The following is a 25,587-nucleotide window of genomic DNA, read 5'->3' on the forward strand; positions in this document are numbered from 1 at the left end:
GCCGGCAGCCCCGTAACCTATTGCACATCAATTGTGATCGAAAATGGCACGACCAGTTCTTGCACCGCAGGTGTTTGACTCGTCGTCTGGTAGTACTTGAATCTAAAGGGTGCGGTTACCTTGCCGATGCCGGATCTGCCGTCAACCCAGTTCGGGCCATTCATATCGTCGCCGCAGTCAGCCTGGCAGAAGTGGCCGCTGACGGGCCCCGCTCCGCTGCCAACAGGTTTGGGAAAAGAGTCCATGGAGATATTAATGCCGAGCGCTGTACCGAGCGCCACAGGCTGATCATTTAAAAAGATCTGCACCCCCACATCGCTCGAAGCCGACGGCATGCCCACGCCGACGGCGCCGGTTAATGGATAGGTCGCTTCAAACGTGACCTCCGGCTTGGTCGAGAGCAGGCCCCAGCAGTAAAACGTCATTTCCTGCGTCGTCCCGCCCTCCTCTATCGCCCCAACCCCTTTGAACTTTTGCTGGCTAACGTCTAACAATTTCATAGTTGCCATACTTATATTCGCAGGAGTGAGGGGAAACGAGTTAAAGACGCATGCGGGCGCTCCGGCATAGGCTACCCAATTCGGTTGGAATGCCACCAGCTTCTGCTCAGGGAAGACAATTTTTTCTTCATAAGGGATGCGCGTCTTACCGTCTTCTGAGTAAAACGTAAAAGTGCCCAATTGCTCAGTCCCCAGTCGAATCGATCCGACCGCGTCCATTAGGCCTTGCGGGTTGGTTGGGGCGCTGGAAAACGGTCCCGTTTTTACCAGCGACAGCCTTAGCGTGAACGCCTCGAAACCATTCGCGAGGCCGAGGTTCGTTATCACCTTACCTGCGCTCAGCCCGAGGTCGATGCTGCCACGTTCAAAGGCCCTTTTTCCGATAAATTCGACGTCAAATGCGACCCCCTGACTCGTGGTCGGTATGCGAAACGCGTTCCCCGCGTTCCCAATCGGGGCCGCGGTACTGGGCGGAAAATAAACCAGTCTAAGGGCTTTACCTTTGAATTCAGAAGGAAAGGTACCGCGCCCACATGTGGCCAATCTCGAGGTCACGTTTTTGAGCATCATCAACGTTCCGGTCGGGTACGGGTTTTTTGCGTCCTCAAACCACATCTTTGTGTTGAGGAGCTGCGAGCTAGCCCACTGCAGTGTTAGCTCGCCAACTCCCGATTCATTACCCCCGCCGTAGAGACACTCAGCATTAGCATTGGAGCCCGCTGCGAGGCCAACCAGGGAAAACAGCAGCGCTGGCATGACTGGACGCCGTCCGTCCGGACGGGAGCGGGGCTTTTGTGTACGGCCGGCTACGTCTGTTCTCCCTGGTTTCACTGTAATTGCAATGCGGTGCCTTTGATTAAAAAGGCCCAGCCGGGAAAGTCCCCCTGCCACATCCTTGAACGAACGAAACGTTTTCATCGACAAACTCGCGAAAGATTCAAAGCCGCAAGCCTGAACTCGAAAGCGATTGACGGATGCCCGCTACGTCCGCAAGTGATCCACGACAAGCGAACATGGCAACAACTAAATTCCTACGCGAAGACACTATCGTAGGCAGGGGCTTGCTGAATTTACCTTCTACCCCAATGCACTTTCACCAGCCCGCCTTAGTTGGGAAGAACGCCACAAACAAAAACGCCACCTAGACGGTGGCGTTATTGTATTCACGGTGGACTCACTTTTTACCGAGCTTTTTCAACTCTTCATCGCGCAGTTCACGACGCAGGATTTTGCCGACGTTGGTGGTCGGCAGCACGTCCCGGAACTCAACGGCCTTGGGCACTTTGTAGCCCGTAACATTAGCGCGCATGTGCTCCATGACCTGCTCTTTGGTCACGCTGGCGCCCGGTTTCACGACCACGAAAATCTTGATCGCTTCGCCCGACTTCTCGTCCGGAATGCCAATGGCGGCGCACTGCATCACGCCCGGCAAGGTGGCGAGCACATCTTCCAATTCATTGGGGTACACGTTGAAGCCCGACACCAGAATCATGTCTTTCTTGCGGTCGACAATGCGCAGGTAGCCGTCTTCCTGGATCAGGCCGATGTCACCGGTTTTCAGCCAGCCTTCGCTGTCGAGAATTTCATCGGTGGCTTCCTGGCGCTGCCAGTAGCCTTTCATCACTTGCGGGCCTTTGACGCACAGCTCGCCGACCGCGCCGATTTCCAGCTCCTTGCCTTCATCGTCGATGACTTTGCATAAGGTGGAGGGCAAGGGAATGCCGATGGTGCCCAACTGAATGGCGTTGAACGGGTTCACGGTAGCAACCGGGCTAGTTTCGGTCATGCCGAAGCCTTCGCAGATGGCGCAACCGGTGACTTCCTTCCAACGCTCGGCCGCCGCTTGCTGCAGCGCCATGCCGCCGGAAACGGTGAGCTTCAGCGAGGAGAAGTTCAGGCGACGGAACCCTTCGTTGTGGCACAGGGCAACGAACAAGGTGTTGAGGCCTACGAAACCAGTGAACTTGAATTTCGACAGGTCGTTGACCATGGTCGGCAAGTCGCGCGGGTTGGTGATCAGCACGTTATGGCCGCCCAGCAGCATCATGGCCATGCAGTGAAAGGTGAACGCATAGATGTGGTAGAGCGGCAGCGGTGCAATGACGATCTCGCAACCTTCATTGAGGTTGGCGCCCATCAGTTGCTTGACTTGCAGCATGTTGGCGATGAGGTTGCGGTGCGTAAGCATCGCGCCCTTGGCCACGCCAGTGGTGCCACCGGTGTATTGCAGCACGGCGATGTCGCTGCTTTGCGGGTTTGCTTCGTTGACCTTCTGGCCACGGCCTTTGGCCAGGGCGTCGTTGAGTTTGACGGCGTTCGGCAGGTTGTAGGCCGGCACCATCTTCTTCACGTACTTGACCACGCTGTTGACCAGCAGGCGTTTGAGCGGCGAAAGCATGTCACCGACTTCCGTCACGATAACGTGCTTGACCCCGGTTTTTGGCAGCACGGTTTCCGCCAGGTGCGCCATGTTGGCCAGGCAGATCAGCGCTTTGGCGCCGGAGTCGTTGAATTGGTGTTCCATTTCCCGCGCGGTGTACAGCGGGTTGGTGTTGACCACCACCAGGCCGGCGCGAATGGCGCCGAATACCACCACGGGGTATTGCAAGACGTTGGGCAATTGCACGGCGATGCGGTCGCCTGGCTGCAGGTCGGTGTGTTGTTGCAGGTAAGCGGCGAAAGCACCCGACAACTCATACATCTCACCGTAGGTGAGTGACTTGCCCATGTTGCTGAAGGCCAGCTTGTTGGCGAAGCGTTCGCAAGACTGTTTCAGTACCGTTTGAATATTCGGGTACTGATCGGGGTTGATTTCGGCAGCAACCCCAACAGGGTACTTATCCTTCCAGAAGTTTTCGATCATGGAAGCCCACTCCTAAGCAACAGCTAATCTTCACCGCGCGATGACGGATGTTTTTGTGATTTTCGTACGATTTAGCCGTGCTGGCAGGCCAAAAAGCGCGCCGAGATTAGCAGCTTTAAAGGAAGGGGAACAGCACCAAACATGGCCTTACCGGTCAAAAAAATGACCGAAAGCCAGGCTTTCGGTCACATTTAAAACAAAACCCATCAAAGCCGGCTAGCGGCCTTAACGTCGGGCTTTCAGGCGATGTCGCGCAGTTCGCGACGCAGAATTTTGCCGACCGGGGTCATTGGCAGCGATTCTCTGAACACGATGTGCTTGGGAATTTTGTAGCCGGTGAAGTTCTCTTTGCAGTACGCCTTGAGTTCTTCGGCGGTCAAGCCGCCCTCACGCGCCACCACAAACAACTTCACCGCCTCGCCCGACTTCTCGTCCGGTACGCCAATGGCCGCGCAGCTCTGCACTTTCGGATGGGCCATGACCACGTCTTCGATCTCGTTGGGGTACACGTTAAAGCCCGAGACAATGATCAGGTCTTTCTTGCGGTCGACGATGCGGGTGAAGCCGTCCGGGTCGATTACGGCGATGTCGCCGGTTTTCAACCAGCCTTCGGCATCGAGCACTTCGGCGGTGGCTTCCGGGCGCTGCCAGTAGCCTTTCATCACTTGCGGGCCCTTGATGCACAGCTCGCCGCGTTCGCCCAACGGCACTTCTTCGCCGTTGTCATCCACCACTTTGAACGCCGTGCCTGGCACAGGAATGCCGACCGTGCCCAGGCGCGCTTTTTCGCCGTAGGGGTTGGTGCTGGCGACCGGTGAGGTTTCGGTCAGACCGTAGCCTTCGACCACGGTGCAACCGGTGACGGCATGCCAGCGCTCGGCAGTGGCTTTGACCAATGCGGTACCACCGGAATTGGTGACCTTGAGGTTGGAGAAGTCGACGTTCTTGAATTCCGGGTGATCCATCAGCGCCACGAACAAGGTGTTCAGCCCGAGCAGGGCCGAGAAGCGCCACTTTTGCAGTTCCTTAATAAAGGCACCGATGTCGCGCGGGTTGCTGATCAACACGTTGTGGTTGCCATTGACCATCATCGACATGCAGTTCGCGGTGAACGCATAGATGTGGTACAGCGGCAGCGGCGCGATCATTACTTCCTGGCCAGGCTGCATCAGCGGACGGCCGTCCGGGCCATGCTGGGCGAGGCAGGCATCCACTTGCTGCATGTTGGCGACCAGGTTGCCGTGGGTGAGCATCGCGCCCTTGGCCACACCGGTGGTGCCGCCGGTGTATTGCAACACGGCGATGTCTTCAAGACCGACCTTCACCGGTTTCAGCGGCTGGCCACGGCCTTGCTTGAGCACGTCTTTAAAGCCCACGGCTTGCGGCAGGTTGTACTCGGGCACCAGCTTCTTGACGCTCTTGACCACGGTGTTGACCAGCCAGCCTTTGAGGGCCGGCTGCAGGTCGCCCATCTTGGCTTCGATCAGGTATTCGATGTCGGTGTCGGGCAGCACTTCCTGCACCAGCCTGCCGAACATGTTCAGGAACACCAGCGCGCGAACGCCGGCATCTTTGAATTGGTGGCGCATTTCCCGCGCGGTGTACAGCGGGTTGGTGTTGACCACCACGAGGCCGGCGCGCATGGCACCAAACACGGCGATCGGGTAATGCAGCACGTTGGGCAATTGCACGGCGATGCGATCGCCAGGCTTGAGGTCGGTGTGCTTTTGCAGGTAGCCGGCGAACGCGGCGGACAAGCGATCCAGCTCGGCGTAGGTCAGCGTTACACCCATGTTGGAGAACGCCGGCCGGTCGGCGTATTTCTTACAGGAGCGCTCAAACACCTCGATGACCGACTTGTAGGCGCCGAGGTCAATCTCGTTCGGTACGCCGGCCGGGCGTTTGTCGCTCCAGAAATCAGGTTGCATTATTTTTATCCTCGTTACCTGAGAGTGTCTGGCCCGCGCATTCGGGGCTGACGGGAACTTAGCAGTTCTGGCATACAGCGCAAATACCAGAGGTAGCGTCATTTATTACGTGAATCTTGCTCAACTCGTGCTGACGGACTAAACGACGCCGGGCTGGGACAAGCCCTGACGCTGGCTCTACAATGCCCCACCGCCCGGCAACCGTATGTAGCGCTTTTGTCACCGCCGGCCGGATGCCCGTCAGGGTCAGACCAGGGACGCAGACAAGGAACGAGGACTGCCATGCTTCACGACGACTTCTGGCTCACCGCCAGCGATGCCGCCCCACTATTCGTCAACCGTTGGTACGCCGACCACACGCCTAAAGCGGTGGTGATGGTGTCGCACGGCATGGCCGAGCATGGCGGGCGCTATGCGAGGTTGGGTGAAGCATTGGTGGCCGCCGGCTACGAGTTGTACGCCCACGATCAACGGGGCCACGGCCGCACGGCCCAGCGCGGCGTGCTGGGCATGTACGCGGAAAGCAACGGCTGGCAGCGGGTGATTAACGACCTCGCCAACCTCAACCACCACATCCGCCAACAACACCCCAACGTGCCGATTTTTTTGCTCGGCCACAGCATGGGTAGCTACATCGGCCAGGCCTACCTCATGCACCACAGCTGCAGCCTGCAAGGCGCGGTGCTGTCGGGCTCCAACTATCAACCGGTTGGGCTGTACAAAGCGGCGGCGGCCATCGCCCGTTTCGAGCGCTGGCGCCAAGGCGCGACGGGGCGTAGCGCGCTGATGGATTTTCTATCGTTCGGCTCGTTCAACAAGGCGTTCAAACCCACCCGCACCTCATTCGATTGGCTGAGCCGCGACCCGCTGGAAGTGGACAAGTACGTCAACGATCCACTGTGCGGCTTTCGTTGCACCAACCAACTCTGGATCGACTTGCTCGAAGGCTTGCAGCAGATCACCCCGGTGACGCAGCTCAAGCAGATAGACGCCGATTTGCCGTTGCTGGTGATTGGCGGCAGCCGCGACCCGGTTAGTGAAGGCAAGCGCCTGGAACACCTGACCGCGGCACTACGCGAAGCCGGCCACAAGAACACCCTGCTAAAAATTTACCCGGACGCCCGCCACGAGTTGCTCAACGAGACCAACCGCGACGAGGTGACGACCGACCTGCTCGGCTGGCTGGATCAAACCCTGACCCATAGCCGCCGCAGCCAACCCGAAAGCCAGGAGCCTGCATGAGCCAGATGAGCAATACCCCCTACGAAGCCCTTGAAGTCGGCCAGACCGCCAGCTACAGCAAGACGGTTGAAGAGCGCGACATTCAGTTGTTCGCCGCGGTGTCTGGCGACCACAACCCGGTGCACCTGGACGCCGAATACGCGGCCGGCACCATGTTCAAAGAGCGCATCGCCCACGGCATGTTCAGCGGTGCGTTAATCAGCGCAGCGGTGGCCTGCGAGCTGCCTGGGCCGGGCACCATCTACCTGGGCCAGACCATGCGCTTTACCTTGCCGGTGAAGCTGGGCGACACCCTGACCGTGCGCCTGGAAATTCTGGAAAAGCTGCCGAAATTCCGCGTGCGTGTGGCGACTCGCGTGTTCAACCAGCGTGATGAATTGGTGGTGGATGGTGAAGCCGAAATTCTCGCGCCGCGTTCGCAGCAGACCGTGACGTTGACCGAATTGCCGCCGATTACCGTCGGGTAACGCGCCACCTTGTAGGAGAGGCTTTAGCCTCGAGCTTTTAAAAGCATCGAGGCTGAAGCCCCTCCTACAGGATTCAACGTACCTCCCCTTCCTCACTCACCCGCACACTCGCCGTCATTCCCGCGCTCAGCTGAACATCGGCAGGTAGCGGGTCGAGTTTGATGCGCACGGGAATCCGCTGCGCCAGCCGCACCCAGTTGAACGTGGGCTCCACATTGGCCAGCAGCTGCTGATCAGGAATGGCGTTGCGGTCGGTGATGCCGCGGCTGATGCTTTCAATCTGGCCGGTCAGTACTTGGCCCTCGCTCATCAACCACACCTTCACCGGCGCACCGACGCGAATGCGTGGCAGCTTGGTTTCTTCAAAATAGGCCTGAACATAAAACGACTGCTCATCGACCAGCGCCATCATCGCCTGCCCGGCGTTAACGTAGTTGCCCTGGGCCAGACGCAGGTTGGTGATTTGCCCGGTACGCGGGGCGCGCAATTCGCTGCGCGCCAGGTTGAGCTCGGCCAAGGCAACATCGGCCAGCGCTTCGCGGTACGAGCCACGGGCGATGTCGGCGGTGATCAGGGCGTTTTCCTTGAGTTCCGCGCTGATGGCTTGCGGGCCAAGCTGAGCGCGCCGCGCCGCCTCGTGCTCGCGTAAACGCAGTTGTTGCTGGCGGGTGTTGGCCACGGCTTGCGCTTTGTCGAGCGCGGCCTGGTAGCGCTGGCGGTCGAGGCTGAGCAGCACGTCGCCAGCTTTGACGGACTGGTTGTCGTGCACCTTGAGGTCGACCACCCAACCGGACACATCGGGAGCAATCACCACGACATCTGCACGAACGCGCGCGTCGCGAGTCCAGGGCGAGAGCATGTAGTAACGCCACAGGTCATAGCCGGCGAACACCGCCACTACCACCAGACACAGGGTAATCACCACCCGCAGGGTTGAACGCATACCGCCCTCCTCTTCACCAGCGCCCGGTTGCGGCAACCACGGCCGCCAGTACGCATACAAACAAGGCGGTGTCGAACAACGCCTCATGCCAAATCCAACGTGCCGCGCCAATACGCTGCAAGCCAAAGCGCAACAGCCCGGTGCACAGCAGCGCCAGCAGCGCATACAACAAAAAAGGGCTGACCAATACGCCGCCCAACGCCCATTCACGCAAGCCCATGTTCACGCTCCTGTGGCGGCGTATAAGGGTTCAGTTCCGACTGTTCACACCACACGCGCCAGCTGTATTGCAGTTGCAATAACGCCGCCTGCGCCAGGCGCCGGTCGATGCTGGCGCCTGGCGCACGCAGCGCCGCTTGCAGCTCGGCGGCCGGTTCGTCCAGCGCCGTTACCGAATGGGCTTCGGGCCCCTCAAGCAGCACCGGTTCCAGGGCGCGCATAAACCGCCGCTCGGCCTTGCGCAGCTCCGGCGCGGCGGCCACTTCCAGGCAGCGACGCAGGTGTAGCAGCTCATCGCCTAAATCCAAGCCGCTGATTCCATCATCCCAACGGCTGCGCGACTGCGCCGGCAGCACTGGGTAATGCCGCGCCAACTGCAACAGACGGTCGGCCATGCGCCCGCCAAACCAGTTCTCGGCCCCGGCCAACGGGCGCTGCGGCAAACGGCTGAGGTCCACCAACATGGCGCGCAACAGCCGCTGCGCATGCCAGGCCGGATGGCGCAGGTCAATCACGCGGAAAATCTGCACAGCAAAGCCCACGCCCAGCACGATGGCCACGCCCTGATTGAGGAACGACGACACGTCAAAGCGCATCAGATTCTGTGGCCCGCACAGCACGATGAATTGCAGCGCAAACGAGGTGCACGTGCCCGCAATCGCGGGCTTGGTCATGCCCAGCAAGGCGAAAAACAGCGGCACGCCCATGACCAGGCACAGCAGCGGGAAACCGCTTAATTCCGGCAGGAGCAGTTGGCCAACAACGAAGGCGACGGGCAACGAATAGATCACGCCGCGCAGAAAGCCGAGGCCGATTTGGGTGGCGTTTTCGCGGTTAGCGAACAGGCTGCAGAGCACAGCGGTCATGGTCAGACCACCGGCGGCAGAGGTCCAGCCGGTGGCCAGCCAGAAAGCGGCGATGAGCAAAAACGCTAGGCCGCTGCGAAAGCCATACAACGACGCCATTTGAATATCGCGGTGCCAAGACAGCGCGCGCGGGGCGTCATCCGGCGCTACGCCCTGCTCAACCGCTTCCAGCGCCTGATGCGCGGCCAGCACCTGGCGCACCAGCAAGGCCAGGCGGCCGACGGAATATTGCTGAACGGTGGACAGCGAGGCGTCGTCCGCAGCGGCAATCAGGCGTTCGCGCAACTCAAGCAGTTGCGGTATTTGCGGATCGGCCAGCGCCGCTTGCACCTCATCTAACAGCGGCCGTAGCTGCTCGGTTTCTGCTGGCGACAGCTGCCGCCATTGCCGCGCCACGCCGCGCGCAAGGCGCAGTTGGGTGAGCAAGTCACGGCTGAGCACACGCAAGGCTACCGCCCGCTGGCGCCCGCGACTGCCCTCGAACCAGGCGTGCTCGCGCTGAGCGTCTACCGCAACGATACGCCCCAACGCGCCGAGTAAACCCTGGCGCTCCTGACGCTCGCCGCTGAGCGCCGCGCCTGAAGCCTGCAAGCCCGCGAGCCAGGCATCGCGCGCCTGCTTGGCTAACAGCTGCTCGACTCGCTGCGGCCACAGCAACGCGCTAAGTACCGTGGCACAGACAATACCCAGCGAGATTTCCGTACAGCGCGCCACGGCTTGGTCAAACACATTCAGCGGATTACCAATGGCTGGCAAGGCGATGATCACCACCGTGTAGCCGGCCAGCACAAACGCATACGCCCAGGCGCTGCGCAGCAAGGTAGATGCTGCGGTGCAGATGCCCAACCACGTTGCCAGCACCAGCAGAAACAGCCACGGCGTTTGCGCAAAAAGCGCCATTACCACCACCGACATCACCGTGCCCACCAACGTGCCGCACAACCGCGCCAACCCCTTCTGCACCACCATGCCCGACAGCGGCTGCGCAACGATCACTGCCGTCATCAAGGCCCACTGCGGCTGCTCCAAACCAAAACGCATCGCGCACCACAACGCCAGGCCGGCGCCCAGAAGCGTTTTGATCGCAAATTTAACCGCAGGGATTTCAGGCGCAATAAAGGCCTGCAATTGAGCGCGCACTAGGCGAAACCTTTTAAGAGATACGGTTCAACATAGCTGGGACTGGTGGAAAACGGGAATGGTGCGAGCGGGTTTTCAGGGCGGCCAAATCGCAGGCAAAAAAAAGGGCAACCTAAGTTGCCCAAATTGCCTTGCGTGCCCGTGAAACCGTAGTGACCGCTTACTGCTGTGCTTTGTGCTTGCGGATGTCACTGCGGATGAACCAACAAATCCCACCAAAAAACGCGAACATCAGCGCCACTGTGGCCAGACCTGCGAATACTGCTACGTCGAAAAACATGGAAGCCTCCAGGTATGTTCGTTTGAACATAGGTCTGCAAAGAATGGACACAGCATAGGGAGTCGATTCGGAAGCGAACTTGATCTGGGTCAACGGCAAATAACGTGGCGTGCTGGGAAAAATCGGTGGTTGCCGTCAGACGACAGCAACGCGGGGGCGGCAATCAGGGCTTTTTCGGTTTGTTCTTGGGCTTTTTCTTTTTCGCCTGGGTCAGCGGCAGCGCCTGTTCGAACGCCTGGCGCACTTCGTTCAAGCGCTTGTCGTTGAGGTCATGGATGCGTTTGTCGCGCTCGGCGGTGAAGTCGATCAGCTTGCTGTCAGTGCTCATGGCTGGGACCGAATAAGGCGAAAAGTGAGGTTAAGGCGCGGCGCGCAGGGTTTGCGCGTTTTGGCGACCTGATGCTGCCAATAATGCTGCGTCTGCCCCGCCATGACCAGTAGCGAACCGTGTTCAAGCATCAACGAATGCTCGATACGACTGCTGCCGACGCGGCGCAGATCAAAGCGTCGCGCGCCGCCGAGGTTGAGCGACACCACGGTCGGATTGAGCCCCAGCACCGCTTCGTTGTCGCTGTGCCAACCCATCGAATCCTGTCCGTCGCGGTAGTGATTGATCAGCAGCCCGTTAAAGCGCTCGCCCACTTCCGTTTGCACGCGCTGGCGAATGTCGGCGAGAAGCGACGTCCACGGCAAAGGCTCGTGGGTCATGCCGGAATAGCGGTAACAGGCATCGCTGTCACCATACCAAGCGAGCAAGCGCGGCACGGGAAAATGCTGACCGTGAATAAACACGCTCGGCTGCTCCCACGGCGTTGTCGCTAATAGCTCGGCAAGCCAGCGGTCGGCCGTGGCTGTATCGATCCACTGGGGCGTGTAGCGCAAATCGGCGTTGGCGAGGGCAATCGGCGCGGTATCAAAAAGGTCCAAAACCAGTCCTGCAACAGTTGGTGAGCGAGCGCAGCGGGCGCGCCGCTACACTTCCACATCCACCCACAGACCCTGACGCGGCAATTGTTCGATCAGGTCTTGGTCTTCCTCGGCCACCTCGCCTTCGGCCAGCTCGGCGGCGCTGTAGCCGCGACGCTGACGGCGCCGGCGCTGCTCTTCCCACAGCAACTCCTCGGCGTCTTGCGGGTGGCGTTTATCCAGCGCCACCGGGCTTTCTTCCGCGCTACTTTCTGTAGGCACCACAGCCGGCACCACGGGAACCGGCTTGACCGGGTCCTGCTGGGTGGTAACTGGAGCGAGGCTATGGGGAATCGGGGGCAGCATTGTTTAGCTATCCTCTGAATGACCGACGGTTTAGGCGCAAAAAAATCGGGGCCTTTACCAGGGGTTTCGGCCATCAAATCGACGACTTTAGCGGAGTATCGCTACACTTTAAGCATATGGATATGCCTTTATGCTCTTTTTGACGCTGTACCGCGCCTGATGTTCAAAGCGCCAGTAAGCAGTTGATGTTGATCGTCTTTGGCCAGAGCCGCCGGGTTCCGTTACCATAGCCGGCTTTTTCACCGCGGGAGACAGGCATGGCGCAGCAGTATGAACCGGGGCAACGCTGGATTAGTGACAGCGAAGCGGAGTTGGGCTTGGGCACGGTCCTGATGCAGGACGGCCGCATGCTCACCATGCTCTACCCGGCCACTGGTGAAACCCGCCAATACGCCACCCGTAACGCGCCGCTGACCCGCGTACGCTTTTCGCCTGGCGATGAAATCACCCATTTCGAAGGCTGGAAGCTCACGGTTCAGGAGGTCGACGACGTCGACGGCCTACTCGTCTATCACGGCCTCAATGCGCAGAATCAGTCGGTGACGCTGCCGGAAACGCAGCTCTCGAACTTCATCCAATTCCGTCTGGCCAGCGACCGCCTGTTTGCTGGCCAAATCGACCCCCTCGCCTGGTTCGCCCTGCGCTACCACACGCTCGAACACACCAGCCGCCAGCTGCAATCGTCGCTCTGGGGCCTGGGTGGCGTGCGCGCACAACCCATCGCGCATCAGTTGCATATCGCCCGTGAAGTGGCCGACCGCATCGCCCCGCGCGTATTGCTGGCCGACGAAGTGGGACTGGGCAAAACCATCGAAGCCGGCCTGGTTATTCACCGCCAGCTGTTGTCTGGCCGCGCCAACCGCGTGCTGATTCTGGTGCCGGAAAACCTTCAGCATCAGTGGCTGGTGGAAATGCGCCGCCGCTTCAACCTCGACGTCGCGCTGTTCGACGCCGAGCGCTTTATTGAAAGCGACGCCAGCAACCCGTTCGAAGATTGCCAGTTGGCGCTGGTCGCTCTGGAATGGCTGTGCGAAGACGACAAAGCGCAAGACGCCCTGTTCGCCGCCGGCTGGGATTTGCTCGTGGTCGACGAGGCGCACCACCTGGTTTGGCACCCGGAACAAGCGAGCCCGCAGTACCGGCTCGTTGAACAATTGGCCGAAGTGATTCCCGGCGTACTGCTGCTCACCGCCACGCCCGAACAGCTCGGCCAGGACAGCCACTTCGCCCGCCTGCGCCTGCTCGACCCGGCGCGCTTCCACGACCTGGAAGCCTTCCGCGCCGAAAGCGCCAATTACAAGCCCATTGCCGAAGCGGTGCAGGAGCTGCTCGACCAAGGGCGCCTGTCCGCCGCTGCGCACAAAACCATCCACGACTTCCTAGGTGCCGAAGGCGAAGCGTTGCTCGCGGCAGTCACCGATGGCGATATCGAAGCCTCCGCCCGCCTGGTGCGCGAACTGCTCGACCGCCATGGCACTGGCCGCTTGCTGTTTCGCAACACCCGCGCCGCCGTGCAGGGCTTCCCGGAGCGCGAACTGCATCCGTATCCGCTGCCGTGCCCGGATCTGTATCTGGAGTTGCCGGTGGGCGAACACGCCGACCTGTATCCAGAAGTCAGCTTCCAGGCCCAGCCTGAGGCGAGCGAGGAAGAGCGCTGGTGGAAATTCGACCCGCGCGTCGACTGGCTGATCGACACCTTGAAAATGCTCAAGCGCGTGAAGGTGCTGGTGATTTGCGCCCACGCCGAAACCGCCATGGACCTCGAAGACGCCCTGCGCGTGCGCTCGGGCATTCCGGCCACGGTGTTCCATGAAGGAATGAATATTCTGGAACGCGACCGGGCAGCGGCTTATTTCGCCGATGAAGAATTCGGCGCTCAGGTGCTGATCTGTTCGGAAATCGGCAGTGAAGGCCGCAACTTCCAGTTCTCCCACCACTTGGTACTGTTCGACCTGCCAGCGCACCCGGACCTGCTCGAGCAGCGCATCGGCCGCCTCGACCGCATCGGCCAGAAGCACACCATTCAACTGCACGTGCCGTATCTGGAAAACACGCCGCAAGAGCGTCTGTTCCAGTGGTACCACCAGGCGCTGAACGCCTTCCAGGCCACCTGCCCCACCGGCAACGCCCTGCAACATCAATTCGGGCCGCGCCTGCTGCCGATGCTGGAAAACGCTGACGACGGCGACTGGCAGGTGTTGGTCGACGAAGCCAAAGCCGAGCGCATTCGCCTTGAAAGCGAGCTGCACAGCGGCCGTGACCGCCTGCTGGAACTCAACTCCAGCGGCTCCGGCGAAGGCCAAGCACTGGTTGAAGCGATTCACGAACAAGACGACGAATTCGCCCTGCCCATTTATATGGAAGAGCTGTTCGACGCCTTTGGCATCGAGAGCGAAGACCACTCCGAGAACGCCTTGGTACTGCGCCCGAGCGAGAAAATGCTCGACGCCAGCTTCCCCCTGGGCGACGACGAAGGCGTGACCATCACCTACGACCGCAACCAGGCGTTGTCCCGCGAAGACATGCAGTTCCTCACTTGGGAACACCCGATGGTGCAAGGCGGCATGGACCTAGTGCGCAGCGGCTCGATGGGCAACACCGCCGTCGCGCTGATCAAAAACAAAGCGCTCAAGCCCGGCACCGTGTTGCTCGAATTGCTCTATGTGAGCGAAGTCGTGGCGCCGCGCGTGCTGCAACTTGGGCGTTACCTGCCACCGGCCGCTCTGCGCTGCCTGCTCGACGCCAGTGGCAACGACCTGGCCGCGAAGGTGTCGTTCGAAAAACTCAACGACCAGCTCGAAGCCGTGCCACGGGCCAGCGCCAACAAGTTTGTGCAGGCGCAGCGCGACAGCCTCAATCTGCAACTCAACTCGGCCGAAGGCAAAATCAGTCCACGCCACGTTGAGCGCGTTGAAGAAGCCAAGCGCCGTCTGGCCGCCGACACCCACGAAGAACTGGCGCGCCTCACCGCCTTGAAAGCGGTGAACCCCAACGTGCGTGACAGCGAGCTGGAAACCTTGCGTAGCCAGTGCGAGCAAGGCTTGGCCATGCTCGACAAAGCGGCCCTGCGCCTGGAAGCCATTCGCGTGCTGGTCGCCGGCTAATTACTGCGTCCAAAAAAAACGGCAGCCCTCGGGCTGCCGTTTTTGTTTACGCCGCTTACTGGCTAAACGCGTCGCTTACTTCGGGTATTTCTGGTGGAACAAAGCGATTTGTTTCTCAGGCTTTCTTTCTTCTTTCATCAGTCCGTAAACCACGCGCTCACCTTTAGGGCCGCCACCGATTTCGGTGTAGCTGAAGGTTGGCTCGCCAGTTTTGTACATGTCCATCATGTCGCCGTAACGGGCGAACACGTAGATGATGCCGTCCTTGCGAATTTCACCGTAGAACGGGTTGCCAGGCACCAGGCTTACGTCGAGAAAACGCGCAGCGGCCACGTCTTTGAGCGCCAGGTTCTGGTCTTCAGCTTTCAGGCCAAGAATGACCGAGCGGCCGAAGTTGTCTTTCTTGTCCAACGGCTTGAGCACCGGAGCCTGGCCGGTTTGCAAGAACTGGCTGAACACCGCGTAGTCGTCGAATACATAGACTTCGCTCTGGGTACGCACCTGATACCAATCGGTGTTGTTCAGCGCTACGTCCGGCGCTTTGCCGGCAGGCTTGGCAGGCGTCTGCGCCGTGCTTGCGCAGGCGCTGACGGCAGCGGCCAGCAAGGCAATGGCGACGGGTTTGATGTAACGCGACTGGATAAACAACATGGCAACTCCTCTGAGGTAAACGCAGGCTTGCAAACTGCCCGAGTTCCGTGACGGAGGAATTAATTTTTGATGTATGAATGATGACAGTGGCAAGCGGGAGCGTTTCCACCGCTCCTACGCTCCATATACCGTCAATGCCCGGCGCTGGCTTCTGGCCCGGCTTTGGCAGTGAACGGCGGCTTGGCCAGCCAGACAATCACGATCAGGCCCATGAACATCCAGCCCAGCAAGGTGAAGTAGTCGATGGTCGAGAGCATGTACGCCTGGCTTGTGACCATCTGATCCAGTTGCGCATAACTCTGGGCACTGGCGCCGCCGAGGTTGTGCAAGGCCTCACGCGTGGCGGGGTCGTACACGCTGATGCTTTCGGTCATGTAGGCGTGGTGCTGATCGGCGCGGCGGATCCAGATCCAGGTGGTGAGCGACGCCGCGAAGCTGCCGCCCAAGGTACGCAGAAAGGTGGCTAAACCGGAGCCATCGGCGATCTGATTCGGCGGCAGGTCCGACAGCAAAATCGTCAACGTCGGCATAAAGAACAGCGCCACACCGATGCCCATGAATAACTGCACCAGGGCGATGTGCTGAAAGTCCACCTCGGTGTTAAAGCCGGCGCGCATAAAGCAGCTCAAGCCCATGGCCAAAAATGCCAGGCCGGCCAGCAAGCGCATGTCGAATCGCGGTCCGTATTTGCCGATGAAGGGCGACAGCAACACCGGCAATATCCCCAACGGCGCGGCGGCAAATCCGGCCCACGTCGCGGTGTAGCCGAGCCGGGTTTGTAGCCACTGCGGCAAGATCAGGTTGATGCCGAAGAACGCGGCATAGCCCAGCACCAACACCAGCGTGCCGTAGCGAAAGTTGCGGTAGGCGAACAAACGCAGGTTGACCACCGGGTGGGCGTCGGTCATTTCCCAGATGACGAAGAAGGCCAGGGCCACCACCGAAATCGCCGTGCCGACAATGATGAAGGTCGATTCAAACCAGTCGGCGTCGTTGCCTTTGTCGAGCACGATTTGCAGGGCGCCGACGCCCACGATCAACGCCATCAAGCCCACGTAGTCCATGGGCTGGCGGCTGGTGACCACCGGCCGCGCAACCAGTTGCTGACGCACCACGAACGCGGCGAACAGACCAATCGGCACGTTTATAAAGAAAATCCACGGCCAGCTGTAGCTGTCGGTAATGGTGCCGCCCAGAATCGGCCCGGCAATCGGCGCCACCACCGTGACCATGGCTAGCAAGGCGATGGCCATGCCGCGTTTAGACGGCGGGTAGATGGCGATCAGCAGCGTCTGCGCCATCGGGTAAAGCGGCCCGGCGACGATGCCTTGCAGCACGCGAAAACCCACCAGCTCAGGCATCGAGCGGGAGATACCGCATAGAAACGAGGCCAGCACGAACAGCAGCGTGGCCCACAAAAACAACTTCACCTCGCCAAAACGCCGGCTCAGCCAGCCGGTGAGCGGCAGCGCGATTGCATTGCTCACCGCAAACGAGGTGATCACCCAGGTGCCCTGCTCCGCACTGACGCCTAGGTTGCCCGAGATGGTGGGCAAAGCCACGTTGGCGATGGTGGTGTCGAGCACCTGCATAAAGGTGGCGAGCGACAGGCCAATAGTGGCGAGCAGCAAGCTGGGCGGTGTGAATGACGCTTTGGTGTCCATGGCTTTTCCTGACGGGCGCAACGCCTGGCGATTAACGCTGAGCGGTTTTGGCCACGGCGCTGTTCTCTTGAATCAGCTGCTGAATCAACGCGTCGGCTTGCGACAGCTGCTGCTGGTACACGTCGGTTTCAAAGGCCGGCTGCTGCCGCGCTTTTTGCGCCAATACCGGGCCGCTTTGATCGTGCAGGTCAACATCCACTTGCGTCGACAAGCCAATACGCAACGGATGCTCACGCAGCTGCTCGGGGTTGAGCACCACACGAACCGGCACGCGCTGCACGATTTTGATCCAGTTGCCGGTGGCGTTTTGCGCCGGCAGCAAGGCGAACGCGCTGCCCGTGCCGGCGCCCAGGCTGTCGATGGTGCCGCTGAAGGTGACGTCGTCGCCGTAAAGGTCGGAGGTGATGTGCACGGCCTGGCCGATGCGCATCTCAGCCAATTGGGTCTCTTTGAAGTTGGCGTCGATCCACAACTGGTCGAGGGGAATCACAGCCATCAACGCGGTGCCCGGCTGCACGCGCTGGCCCAGCTGCACGGTGCGTTTGGCCACATAACCGGTGACCGGCGCGATCAGCGTGGTGCGCCCGTTTTCCAGGAACGCCTGGCGCAACTGCGCGGCGGCGGCCTGAACATCAGGGTGCGAGGCCACACTGGTGTCATCGACCAACGCGCTGCTGGTGTTCAGGCGCTGCTGGGCATCGCTCAGGGAGCCTTGTGCGGCGGTCAGGTCATCGCGGGCGTGGGACAGTTCTTCCTGGGAAATCGCCCCGCTCGCCGCCAGGGTTTTGCGGCGGTTGTAGTTTTCCTGCGCCTTTTGCACTGCTGCCTTTTGCGCCACTACCTGGGCTTTCAAGCCATCGACATTGCTGTACAAACCGCGCACTTGGCGCACGGTGCGGGCCAGGTTGGCTTCGGCACTTTGCAGGGCGACTTCGGCGTCGTTAGGGTCGAACTTGACCAGCACCTGGCCTTGTTGCACCAGGTCGCCATCGTCAGCACCGATGCTAATCACGGTGCCGGTGGCCAGCGGCGTAACGGATACCACGTTGCCGTTTACGTAGGCATCGTCGGTGTCGACGCTGAAACGGCCGTACAAGTGATACCAGGCCCACGTGCCGGCGCAGGCCGCCAGAACCACGACCAGCAAACCCAACAGCAGGGCTTTGCGTTTGCCTGGATTGGCGTTGGTTTGTTCCGAAGTTGCGGTAGGAGTAGCCATGGCAATTACCTTGTTTGTTCAGACTGAGGGGCGTTGCTCGCGGCGAGGTGCTCGCCTTGGTAACCGCCGCCGAGGGCCTGCATCAGTTGGATCGACAAATCGATTTGCTCGGCATTCAGGCTGGCGAGCTGGCGTTGCGACTGGAGCAATTGCTGCTCGATGGTCAAAACATCGAGGTAATTGCCGATGCCCGAGCCGAAGCGTTGCACCGCCGTGTCATACGACTGCTGCGACACATCGGTGGCGCGCTGCTGCGCAACGATCTGCCGGGCAATGGCCTGAAGCTGATTGATGGTGTCGCTGACGTCGTTGAGTGCGGCGATCAGGCTTTTGTTGTATTGCGCCACGGCCAGATCGTAGTCGGCGTCGCGTCCGTCCAGATCCGCGCGCAGACGGCCGCCGTCGAAAATCGGCAGGGACACGGCAGGGGCAATATTGAAAAACCGACTCGGTGCGCCAAACAGGGAATCGCCCAGCAACGATTGGGTTCCAGCAGCCGCGGTGAGGTTCAGATTCGGGTAGAACTGCGCCTTGCCGGCCTCAATGTTTTTGCTCGCCGCTTCAACCCGCCAGCGCGCGGCGACCAGGTCGGGGCGCCGTCCCAGCAACTCGGCAGGCAGCGATGACGGCAACGCCACCGCGCTGGGCTGCAATACCGCCGGACGGGCGATCTCGTTGCCCCGATCCGGCCCTTTACCCAACAAAACGGCCATGGCTACGCGTGCGCTTTGCAGGCGTTTTTCAGCGTCGATCAGCTGCTCTTGGGAGCTGGCAGCCAGGCTTTCGGTTTGCTGGTATTGGTATTCGCTGTCGATACCCGACTGCAAGCGGCGCTGGCCGAGGTCGAGCATCTCCTGCGTGCGCTTCACGTCTTCCTGGGCAAGGTCGCGAACGATATAGGCCTGCCCCAAGTCGCTGTAGGCGCGGGCGACGTTGGCGGCGAGCGTCAGCGACGCGGCCTGGCGATCCACTTCAGCAGCGCGGGCCTGGCCCAATGCCGACTCCCACGCGGCGCGCTCGCCGCCCCACAGGTCAAAGCTGTAGTCGAAGCCGAGCTGGGCGCTGCGCAAGGTGCTGTAGGCGCCGCCCTGCCCAAGCGGGTCTTGGTCGCGAGCCAGGCGTGAACGGCTGACGCTGGCCTGGGCGTTCACGTTAGGCATGCGCGCGGCATCTGCGCCCAACGCGGCGGCGCTGGCTTGGTGAGCGCGGGCGCTGGCGATTTGCATGTCGGGGCTGTCGCGCAGCGCCTCGTTGATCAGCGCATCGAGTTCGCTGTCGCCAAGACTCGTCCACCAATCGCGCTGCGGCCAGGCCGCCGGGGAGAGGGTGATGCCTCGTAGACTCTGCCCCGCTTTCAAGCTCTGCGCGTCCAGGCTTTCGCCTTCGGTGCTAAGGCCGCGATAGTTAGCGCAGCCGGCCAACAGCAGGGTGGCGAACGTCAGGCTGAAGCCGGTTTTCAGGGAGCGGTTCATGCGTCACCCCCGAAGCGTTCAATCACGATCGAGTCGCCCGCTGCCAGCAGCATCTTTTTCAGCAGCCCTTCGAGCGTTTCGAGTTCGGCAGCCGTCAGCGCGGCAGTGAAGTCGTTCATGGCAGCGGCGCCAATGGTCGGCAGCAGCGCATTGAGGGCACGGCCTTCATCGGTCAGCGACAGGCGCACCTGGCGACGGTCGCTTTCGCTGCGGGTGCGGCTGATCAGGTTTTTCTGCTCAAGGCGGTCAAGCATCCGTGTCATCGAGCCGCTGTCCAGGGACAAGTGGCGGCACAACTCAGCGGGGGTGTCGTAGCCCTGCAAGACGATCATCAGCACTTTGAACTGCGCGGCCGTCACGCCGTGAGGCACGAGGTAACTGTCGAGAATGCGGTCTTTGAGCAACGCAGCGCGCCCCACAAGCATGCCGATGCGCACGTATTCGAAAGTTTCGGGGGTGTAATGGGTCATTGGAATCACCGATAGCTGCCTAGGCAGGTAATGGCATCCAATTTACTGCCTAGGCAGTTAAAGTCAACGAAAATACTTAGGCCACTATCGGAATTACCTGATAGGAAACATCGAACCGCCCGATCGTTTTCGGGCGGCTTCGCCGTTACAGAGGGGAAAAGGTGGCGGTTATGCGGCGGCAGGAACGCCGCTGTGGAAGCGGAAGTCAGGATCCGGGCTTTCGATCAGCTCGCGTTCCTTCTCGGCGATCTCGACGATTTTGCCTTGAATGTCCGCTTCGTCGCCGTACTGGTAGGCGAGCTTGAGGTAGTCCTGAAAATGTCGCGCTTCGGACTTGAGCAAGCTGCTGTAGAACTTGCCTAACTCCTCGTCCAAGTGCGGCGCCAGGGCGGCGAAACGCTCGCAGGAGCGGGCCTCTACGATGGCGCCCACCAGCAGCGAGTCTGTCAGGCGATAGGGTTCGTGGTTGCGGATCAACTTGCGCAGGGCCCCGGCGTAACGCGCCGAGCCGACGTTGAACCACGGCATACCGCGCTTTTTCATCAAGCCCAGCACCTGCTCGAAATGACGCAGTTCCTCACGGGCCAGGCGGGACATCTTGTTTTGCAGATCCAGCTTGTTGCTGTACTGGAACATGAACTGAAACGCCGAGCCGGCGGCCTTCTTTTCGTTGTTGGCGTGGTCGATCAACAGGATATCGAGGTTGTTCATTGCCGCTTCCACCCAACTGGCGGGCGTAGGGCAAAGCAGGAAGGCGTCGATTTCAGGAAGAACAGGCATAAATCACGGCTGGGCTATGGGGCAGGCGGCGGATTATACGGCGGCGTTTGCTGTAAAGCGCGTGGGAAAGGGTTGATCTGCATCATCCAGCGCAGCGCTGAGCTAAACCTATAGTGCCGCCGCACGCCCATGCCGACAGACAGTGAGGACACGACCATGCAAGCCGTTCGCAGCATTCTGGTGATTATCGAACCCGACCATCCCGAAGGCCACGCGCTGACACGCGCGAAGCTGATTGCCGGCGTTACCCAGTCGCATCTGCACCTGTTGGTATGCGACAAGAAGCACGACCATTCCGGTTTGCTCGAGGTTCTGAGCAACGGCTTGCGCCAAGAGGGCTACAGCATCTCGAGCCAGCAAACCTGGCATGAAAACCTGCACCAAACCGTCATTCACGTTCAGCAAGCCGAAGGCTGCGGCTTGATCATCAAAGACCATCGCCCAGACAGCCCGCTGAAGAAAGCCATTCTCACGCCGGAAGACTGGAAGCTGCTGCGCTACTCGCCCTGCCCCGTGCTGATGGTGAAAACCGAACGGCCATGGTCGGAAGGCGTAATTCTGGCCGCAGTCGATGTCGGCAATTCCGACGGCGAACACAGAGCGCTGCACGCCAGCATCATTAACCACGCCTACGAAATTGCCGGATTGGCCAAAGGTATGCTGCATGTCATCAACGCTCACCCCTCGCCAATGCTGGCGTCGGCCGACCCGGTATTCCAACTGACAGAGACCATCGAAGCCCGCTACCGCGAGCGGTGCAAAACCTTCCAAGAGGAATTCGGCTTCGGCGACGAGCAGTTGCACATCATGGAAGGACCGGCCGATGTGATGATTCCGTTCACGGCGAAAAAGCTCGGCGCCGTGGTGACGGTAATGGGCACGGTGGCACGCACCGGCTTTTCCGGCGCACTGATTGGCAACACAGCCGAGGTGGTGCTGGATCAGCTGGAAAGCGATGTACTGGTACTCAAACCGGACACGGTGATCGCGCACTTGGAGGAGCTGGTGGCGCAACGTTAATCGTCGTTGTTATCGCGCCCCCTCATAAACCGCCTGCTCAAGGCGGTTTTTTTACGCCTTTACACGCGGCTTTCGACGCCTTCGCGCAAGAAGCGCGGGGCGATGTAGCGGTCGTAGTGGGCTTCGGACAGCAGGAAGAATTCGCGGTCGATGGCGTCGCGCAATTCAGGCAGCGACCAGTTGCGAAACTCTGGCAGCAGCACCATGCCGTAAGCCTCCAACTGGTTAATCACCCTCGCGCCGCGGGCGATGAGCTGGTAAGCCCAGCAGTATTCCGACTGCTCCGGCACAAACCGGATCTGCCGTTGTTCGAGCTGTTGACGCAAGCGCGCGGCGTCAAACACGTCGACCTTGGCGGCCATCACCTGAACCAGAAGAATTTCAAGGCGTAACCACACGGCGCGCTTTTCTTCGTCGGTATACAGGTTCCAATTCACCACCTCGTGGTGAAAACGCTTACAGCCACGACAGACCAGATCCCCATACACGGTGGAACACAGGCCGACGCAGGGCGTTTTTATGCGGTGATTGGACATAGGCAGACGGTGACAGAGAGGCAGGAACAGGCCGGCATCTTAGCCCTTTGTCTAGAGGGGGTCACCCCGGAGGTTGTAGGGGTTTGTCTTACCTTTACTGCGCTTTTCCAGTAGAATCGCCGGGCCATTCTTAGGCGTGATGTCCGTTAGAAGCTGTTTTCAAAGCGTCACGAGCACAGTTAATCCCGCAGGAACGCAGTTGGCTGGGTTACCACGATTCGCCGGTAGTCCAGCCAGCCCTCATCTAAACGTCCTGCAGGCGTAAAACTTTGAAAGCAGCTTCTGGATGCGTCCCGGACAACCCTATGGGACCACTGATGAGGGTAATAACTGTGCTTGAAGCCTATCGCAAACACGTTGCAGAGCGTGCAGCTCAGGGTATCGTGCCCCAGCCGCTAAACGCCGAACAAACTGCCGGCCTGGTTGATCTGCTGAAAAACCCGCCTGCAGGCGAGGAAGAATTCCTCGTTGACCTGATCACCAACCGCGTACCACCAGGCGTAGACGAAGCTGCCTACGTGAAGGCCGGTTTCCTCTCCGCTGTCGCCAAAGGCGAAGCCAACTCTCCGCTGATCAGCAAACAACGCGCCGTTGAACTGCTCGGCACCATGCAAGGCGGCTACAACATCGCCACCATGGTTGAGCTGCTCGATAACGCCGAGCTCGCCCCTACCGCTGCCGAGCAACTCAAGCACACCCTGCTGATGTTCGATGCGTTCCACGACGTGGCCGAAAAAGCCAAGAACGGCAACGCTCACGCTAAAGGCGTGCTGCAATCGTGGGCTGACGGCGAGTGGTTCCAGAAGCGTCCGACCCTGGCTGACAAAATCAGCCTGCGCGTGTTCAAGGTAACCGGCGAAACCAACACCGACGACCTGTCGCCTGCTCCTGATGCCTGGTCCCGTCCAGACATCCCGTTGCACGCCCTGGCCATGCTGAAAATGGCTCGCGACGGCATCGTGCCGGACGTTCAAGGCGCCATCGGCCCGATGAAGCAGATCGAAACCATGCGCGGCGAAGGCTTCCCAATTGCCTACGTCGGTGACGTAGTGGGTACCGGTTCTTCGCGTAAATCCGCCACCAACTCGGTGCTGTGGTTCTTTGGCGACGACATCCCGTACGTACCGAACAAACGTGCCGGTGGCTTCTGCTTCGGCTCGAAAATCGCTCCGATCTTCTACAACACCATGGAAGACGCCGGCGCACTGCCTATCGAGTTCGACGTATCGAACATGAACATGGGCGACGTCATCGACCTGTACCCGCACGCTGGCAAAGTGTGCAAGCACGGTACCGATGAAGTCCTCACCACATTTGAACTGAAAACGCCGGTTCTGCTGGATGAAGTACGCGCGGGAGGCCGTATTCCGCTGATCGTCGGCCGTGGCCTGACCGAGAAAGCACGCGCCGAGCTGGGCCTGGGCCCAACCGATCTGTTCAAGCTGCCAGAAGCCCCGGTCGACACCGGCAAGGGTTACACCCTGGCGCAGAAAATGGTCGGCAAGGCGTGCGGTCTGCCAGTTGGCAAGGGCATCCGTCCTGGCACCTACTGCGAACCGAAAATGACTACCGTCGGCTCTCAGGACACCACCGGTCCAATGACCCGTGACGAACTGAAAGATCTGGCCTGCCTGGGCTTCTCGGCCGACCTGGTAATGCAGTCTTTCTGCCACACCGCTGCTTACCCGAAACCCATCGACGTCACCACCCACCACACCCTGCCGGATTTCATCCGCACCCGTGGCGGCGTGTCGCTGCGTCCTGGCGACGGCATTATCCACAGCTGGCTGAACCGCATGCTGCTGCCGGACACCGTCGGCACCGGTGGTGACTCGCACACCCGTTTCCCGATCGGCATTTCGTTCCCGGCCGGTTCCGGTCTGGTCGCCTTCGCCGCAGCCACCGGCGTAATGCCGCTGGACATGCCAGAGTCGGTATTGGTTCGTTTCAAAGGCAAGCTGCAACCAGGCATCACCCTGCGTGACTTGGTACACGCGATTCCTTACTACGGCATCCAGAAAGGTCTGCTGACCGTCGAGAAGAAGGGCAAGATCAACGCCTTCTCCGGCCGCATCCTGGAAATCGAAGGTCTGGACGAGCTGACCGTTGAACAGGCTTTCGAGCTGTCCGACGCCTCGGCCGAGCGCTCCGCTGCTGGTTGCACCATCAAGCTGCCGGAAAAAGCTATTGCTGAGTACCTGAAGTCGAACATTACCCTGCTGCGCTGGATGATCAGCGAAGGCTACGGCGATGCCCGCACCATGGAACGTCGCGCTCAAGCGATGGAAGCCTGGCTGGCCAAACCGGATTTGCTGTCTGCCGACGCCGATGCCGAGTACGCCGAAATTATTGAAATCGACTTGGCCGATATCAAAGAGCCTGTGCTCTGCGCGCCGAACGACCCGGACGACGCCCGTCTGCTCTCGACCGTTCAGGGCGAGAAGATCGACGAAGTGTTCATCGGTTCGTGCATGACCAACATTGGCCACTTCCGCGCTGCCGGCAAGTTGCTCGACAAGGTCAAAGGTTCGATTCCTACTCGTCTGTGGCTGTCGCCGCCGACCAAGATGGACGCTCATCAGCTCACCGAAGAAGGCTACTACGGCATCTACGGCAAGGCTGGCGCGCGTATGGAAATGCCGGGTTGCTCGCTGTGCATGGGTAACCAGGCACGCGTTGCGGCGAACTCGACCGTTGTGTCGACCTCGACCCGTAACTTCCCGAACCGTCTGGGCGATGGCGCCAACGTCTACCTGGCATCCGCTGAACTGGCCGCTGTGGCGTCCATCCTCGGCAAGCTGCCAACCGTTGCTGAGTACATGGAATACGCCGCAAGCATCGACAGCATGGCTGCCGACGTTTACCGCTACCTGAGCTTCGACCAGATCGCGGAATTCCGCGACGCCGCGGCAAACGCTCAGATTCCGGTTGTTCAAGCGTAACGAGACGCC

22 protein-coding genes are annotated in these 25,587 nt (G+C 60.3%); 5 read left to right on the forward strand and 17 right to left on the reverse strand.

Translation table 11 applies throughout. From position 1 onward, the window contains the following. Positions 1-17: 17 nt before the first annotated feature. From ACZZ0Q_RS16230 to fadD2, 3 genes are all read right to left on the reverse strand, one after another. A complete protein-coding gene (locus tag ACZZ0Q_RS16230; protein ID WP_463541580.1) occupies positions 18-1,256 on the reverse strand; it encodes a hypothetical protein in 1,239 nt (412 codons plus the stop codon). Positions 1,257-1,674: 418 nt separating this feature from the next. After that, positions 1,675-3,363, reverse strand: coding sequence for a long-chain-fatty-acid--CoA ligase FadD1 (fadD1, locus tag ACZZ0Q_RS16235; protein ID WP_122496675.1), 1,689 nt, complete (start codon positions 3,361-3,363; stop codon positions 1,675-1,677). Positions 3,364-3,602: 239 nt separating this feature from the next. Next, positions 3,603-5,291: a long-chain-fatty-acid--CoA ligase FadD2 gene (fadD2, locus tag ACZZ0Q_RS16240; protein ID WP_463541579.1), complete on the reverse strand. Its 1,689-nt coding sequence runs from the start codon at positions 5,289-5,291 to the stop codon at positions 3,603-3,605. 282 nt (positions 5,292-5,573) lie between these two features. On the opposite strand from fadD2, the gene ACZZ0Q_RS16245 reads away from it, so the two are divergent. Next, positions 5,574-6,533: an alpha/beta hydrolase gene (locus tag ACZZ0Q_RS16245; RefSeq protein WP_463541578.1), complete on the forward strand. Its 960-nt coding sequence runs from the start codon at positions 5,574-5,576 to the stop codon at positions 6,531-6,533. Beyond that, positions 6,530-7,000 (forward strand): MaoC family dehydratase, encoded by a 471-nt coding sequence (locus ACZZ0Q_RS16250; protein ID WP_463541577.1) that lies wholly within the window; start codon positions 6,530-6,532, stop codon positions 6,998-7,000. Before ACZZ0Q_RS16245 ends, ACZZ0Q_RS16250 begins: the two co-directional genes overlap by 4 nt. 73 nt (positions 7,001-7,073) lie before the next feature. Here ACZZ0Q_RS16250 and ACZZ0Q_RS16255 read toward each other — a convergent pair whose 3' ends face one another. The 7 genes from ACZZ0Q_RS16255 to ACZZ0Q_RS16285 form a co-directional block, all read right to left on the reverse strand. Beyond that, the gene (locus ACZZ0Q_RS16255) at positions 7,074-7,943 is read right to left on the reverse strand and encodes an efflux RND transporter periplasmic adaptor subunit (RefSeq protein ID WP_463541576.1); all 870 of its coding nucleotides are present in this window, start codon (positions 7,941-7,943) and stop codon (positions 7,074-7,076) included. Between the two features lie 13 nt (positions 7,944-7,956). Beyond that, a complete protein-coding gene (locus tag ACZZ0Q_RS16260; RefSeq protein ID WP_463541575.1) occupies positions 7,957-8,163 on the reverse strand; it encodes a DUF1656 domain-containing protein in 207 nt (68 codons plus the stop codon). Then, positions 8,150-10,168 (reverse strand): FUSC family protein, encoded by a 2,019-nt coding sequence (locus tag ACZZ0Q_RS16265; RefSeq protein WP_463541574.1) that lies wholly within the window; start codon positions 10,166-10,168, stop codon positions 8,150-8,152. Before ACZZ0Q_RS16265 ends, ACZZ0Q_RS16260 begins: the two co-directional genes overlap by 14 nt. A gap of 160 nt (positions 10,169-10,328) precedes the next feature. Next, on the reverse strand, positions 10,329-10,448 hold the full coding sequence (gene ccoM / locus ACZZ0Q_RS16270) for a cytochrome c oxidase subunit CcoM (protein WP_463541573.1): 120 nt from the start codon (positions 10,446-10,448) through the stop codon (positions 10,329-10,331). Positions 10,449-10,611: 163 nt separating this feature from the next. After that, entirely contained in the window at positions 10,612-10,776 is a 165-nt protein-coding gene (locus ACZZ0Q_RS16275) for a hypothetical protein (RefSeq protein WP_163016694.1), read from the reverse strand. Further along, positions 10,773-11,375 (reverse strand): alpha-ketoglutarate-dependent dioxygenase AlkB family protein, encoded by a 603-nt coding sequence (locus tag ACZZ0Q_RS16280; RefSeq protein WP_463541572.1) that lies wholly within the window; start codon positions 11,373-11,375, stop codon positions 10,773-10,775. The genes ACZZ0Q_RS16275 and ACZZ0Q_RS16280 overlap by 4 nt, the downstream gene beginning before the upstream one ends. A gap of 45 nt (positions 11,376-11,420) precedes the next feature. After that, positions 11,421-11,720: an aspartate-semialdehyde dehydrogenase gene (locus ACZZ0Q_RS16285; protein WP_463541571.1), complete on the reverse strand. Its 300-nt coding sequence runs from the start codon at positions 11,718-11,720 to the stop codon at positions 11,421-11,423. A 257-nt stretch (positions 11,721-11,977) separates the two neighbouring features. Between ACZZ0Q_RS16285 and rapA the strand changes: the two genes are divergently transcribed. Further along, positions 11,978-14,824, forward strand: a complete 2,847-nt coding sequence (gene rapA, locus ACZZ0Q_RS16290; RefSeq protein ID WP_463560757.1) for an RNA polymerase-associated protein RapA — start codon at positions 11,978-11,980, stop codon at positions 14,822-14,824. Positions 14,825-14,899: 75 nt separating this feature from the next. Here the strand turns inward: rapA and ACZZ0Q_RS16295 are convergent, their stop codons facing one another. The 6 genes from ACZZ0Q_RS16295 to ACZZ0Q_RS16320 form a co-directional block, all read right to left on the reverse strand. Continuing rightward, positions 14,900-15,475: a hypothetical protein gene (locus ACZZ0Q_RS16295; protein WP_463541569.1), complete on the reverse strand. Its 576-nt coding sequence runs from the start codon at positions 15,473-15,475 to the stop codon at positions 14,900-14,902. A 131-nt stretch (positions 15,476-15,606) separates the two neighbouring features. Next, positions 15,607-17,139 carry a DHA2 family efflux MFS transporter permease subunit gene (locus ACZZ0Q_RS16300; protein ID WP_463541568.1) on the reverse strand — a complete coding sequence of 511 codons (1,533 nt, stop codon included), beginning with the start codon at positions 17,137-17,139 and terminating at the stop codon, positions 15,607-15,609. 31 nt (positions 17,140-17,170) lie between these two features. Next, a complete protein-coding gene (locus tag ACZZ0Q_RS16305) occupies positions 17,171-18,358 on the reverse strand; it encodes an HlyD family secretion protein (protein WP_463541567.1) in 1,188 nt (395 codons plus the stop codon). 5 nt (positions 18,359-18,363) lie between these two features. Then, positions 18,364-19,830, reverse strand: coding sequence for an efflux transporter outer membrane subunit (locus tag ACZZ0Q_RS16310; protein WP_463560759.1), 1,467 nt, complete (start codon positions 19,828-19,830; stop codon positions 18,364-18,366). Then, positions 19,827-20,300 (reverse strand): MarR family winged helix-turn-helix transcriptional regulator, encoded by a 474-nt coding sequence (locus tag ACZZ0Q_RS16315; protein WP_463560761.1) that lies wholly within the window; start codon positions 20,298-20,300, stop codon positions 19,827-19,829. The genes ACZZ0Q_RS16310 and ACZZ0Q_RS16315 overlap by 4 nt, the downstream gene beginning before the upstream one ends. 168 nt (positions 20,301-20,468) lie before the next feature. Beyond that, a complete protein-coding gene (locus tag ACZZ0Q_RS16320; RefSeq protein WP_463541565.1) occupies positions 20,469-21,080 on the reverse strand; it encodes a MiaE family protein in 612 nt (203 codons plus the stop codon). Between the two features lie 156 nt (positions 21,081-21,236). On the opposite strand from ACZZ0Q_RS16320, the gene ACZZ0Q_RS16325 reads away from it, so the two are divergent. Further along, on the forward strand, positions 21,237-22,100 hold the full coding sequence (locus ACZZ0Q_RS16325; RefSeq protein ID WP_463541564.1) for a universal stress protein: 864 nt from the start codon (positions 21,237-21,239) through the stop codon (positions 22,098-22,100). Between the two features lie 59 nt (positions 22,101-22,159). Here the strand turns inward: ACZZ0Q_RS16325 and ACZZ0Q_RS16330 are convergent, their stop codons facing one another. Further along, positions 22,160-22,636, reverse strand: a complete 477-nt coding sequence (locus tag ACZZ0Q_RS16330; RefSeq protein WP_122496635.1) for a DUF1289 domain-containing protein — start codon at positions 22,634-22,636, stop codon at positions 22,160-22,162. Between the two features lie 332 nt (positions 22,637-22,968). Here ACZZ0Q_RS16330 and acnB point away from each other — a divergent pair, with 332 nt between their 5' ends. Further along, complete coding sequence (gene acnB, locus ACZZ0Q_RS16335) at positions 22,969-25,578, forward strand: bifunctional aconitate hydratase 2/2-methylisocitrate dehydratase (RefSeq protein ID WP_463542308.1); 2,610 nt, start codon at positions 22,969-22,971, stop codon at positions 25,576-25,578. The last annotated feature ends 9 nt before the right edge of the window (positions 25,579-25,587 follow it).

Source organism: Pseudomonas sp. AC070, assembly GCF_979258635.1.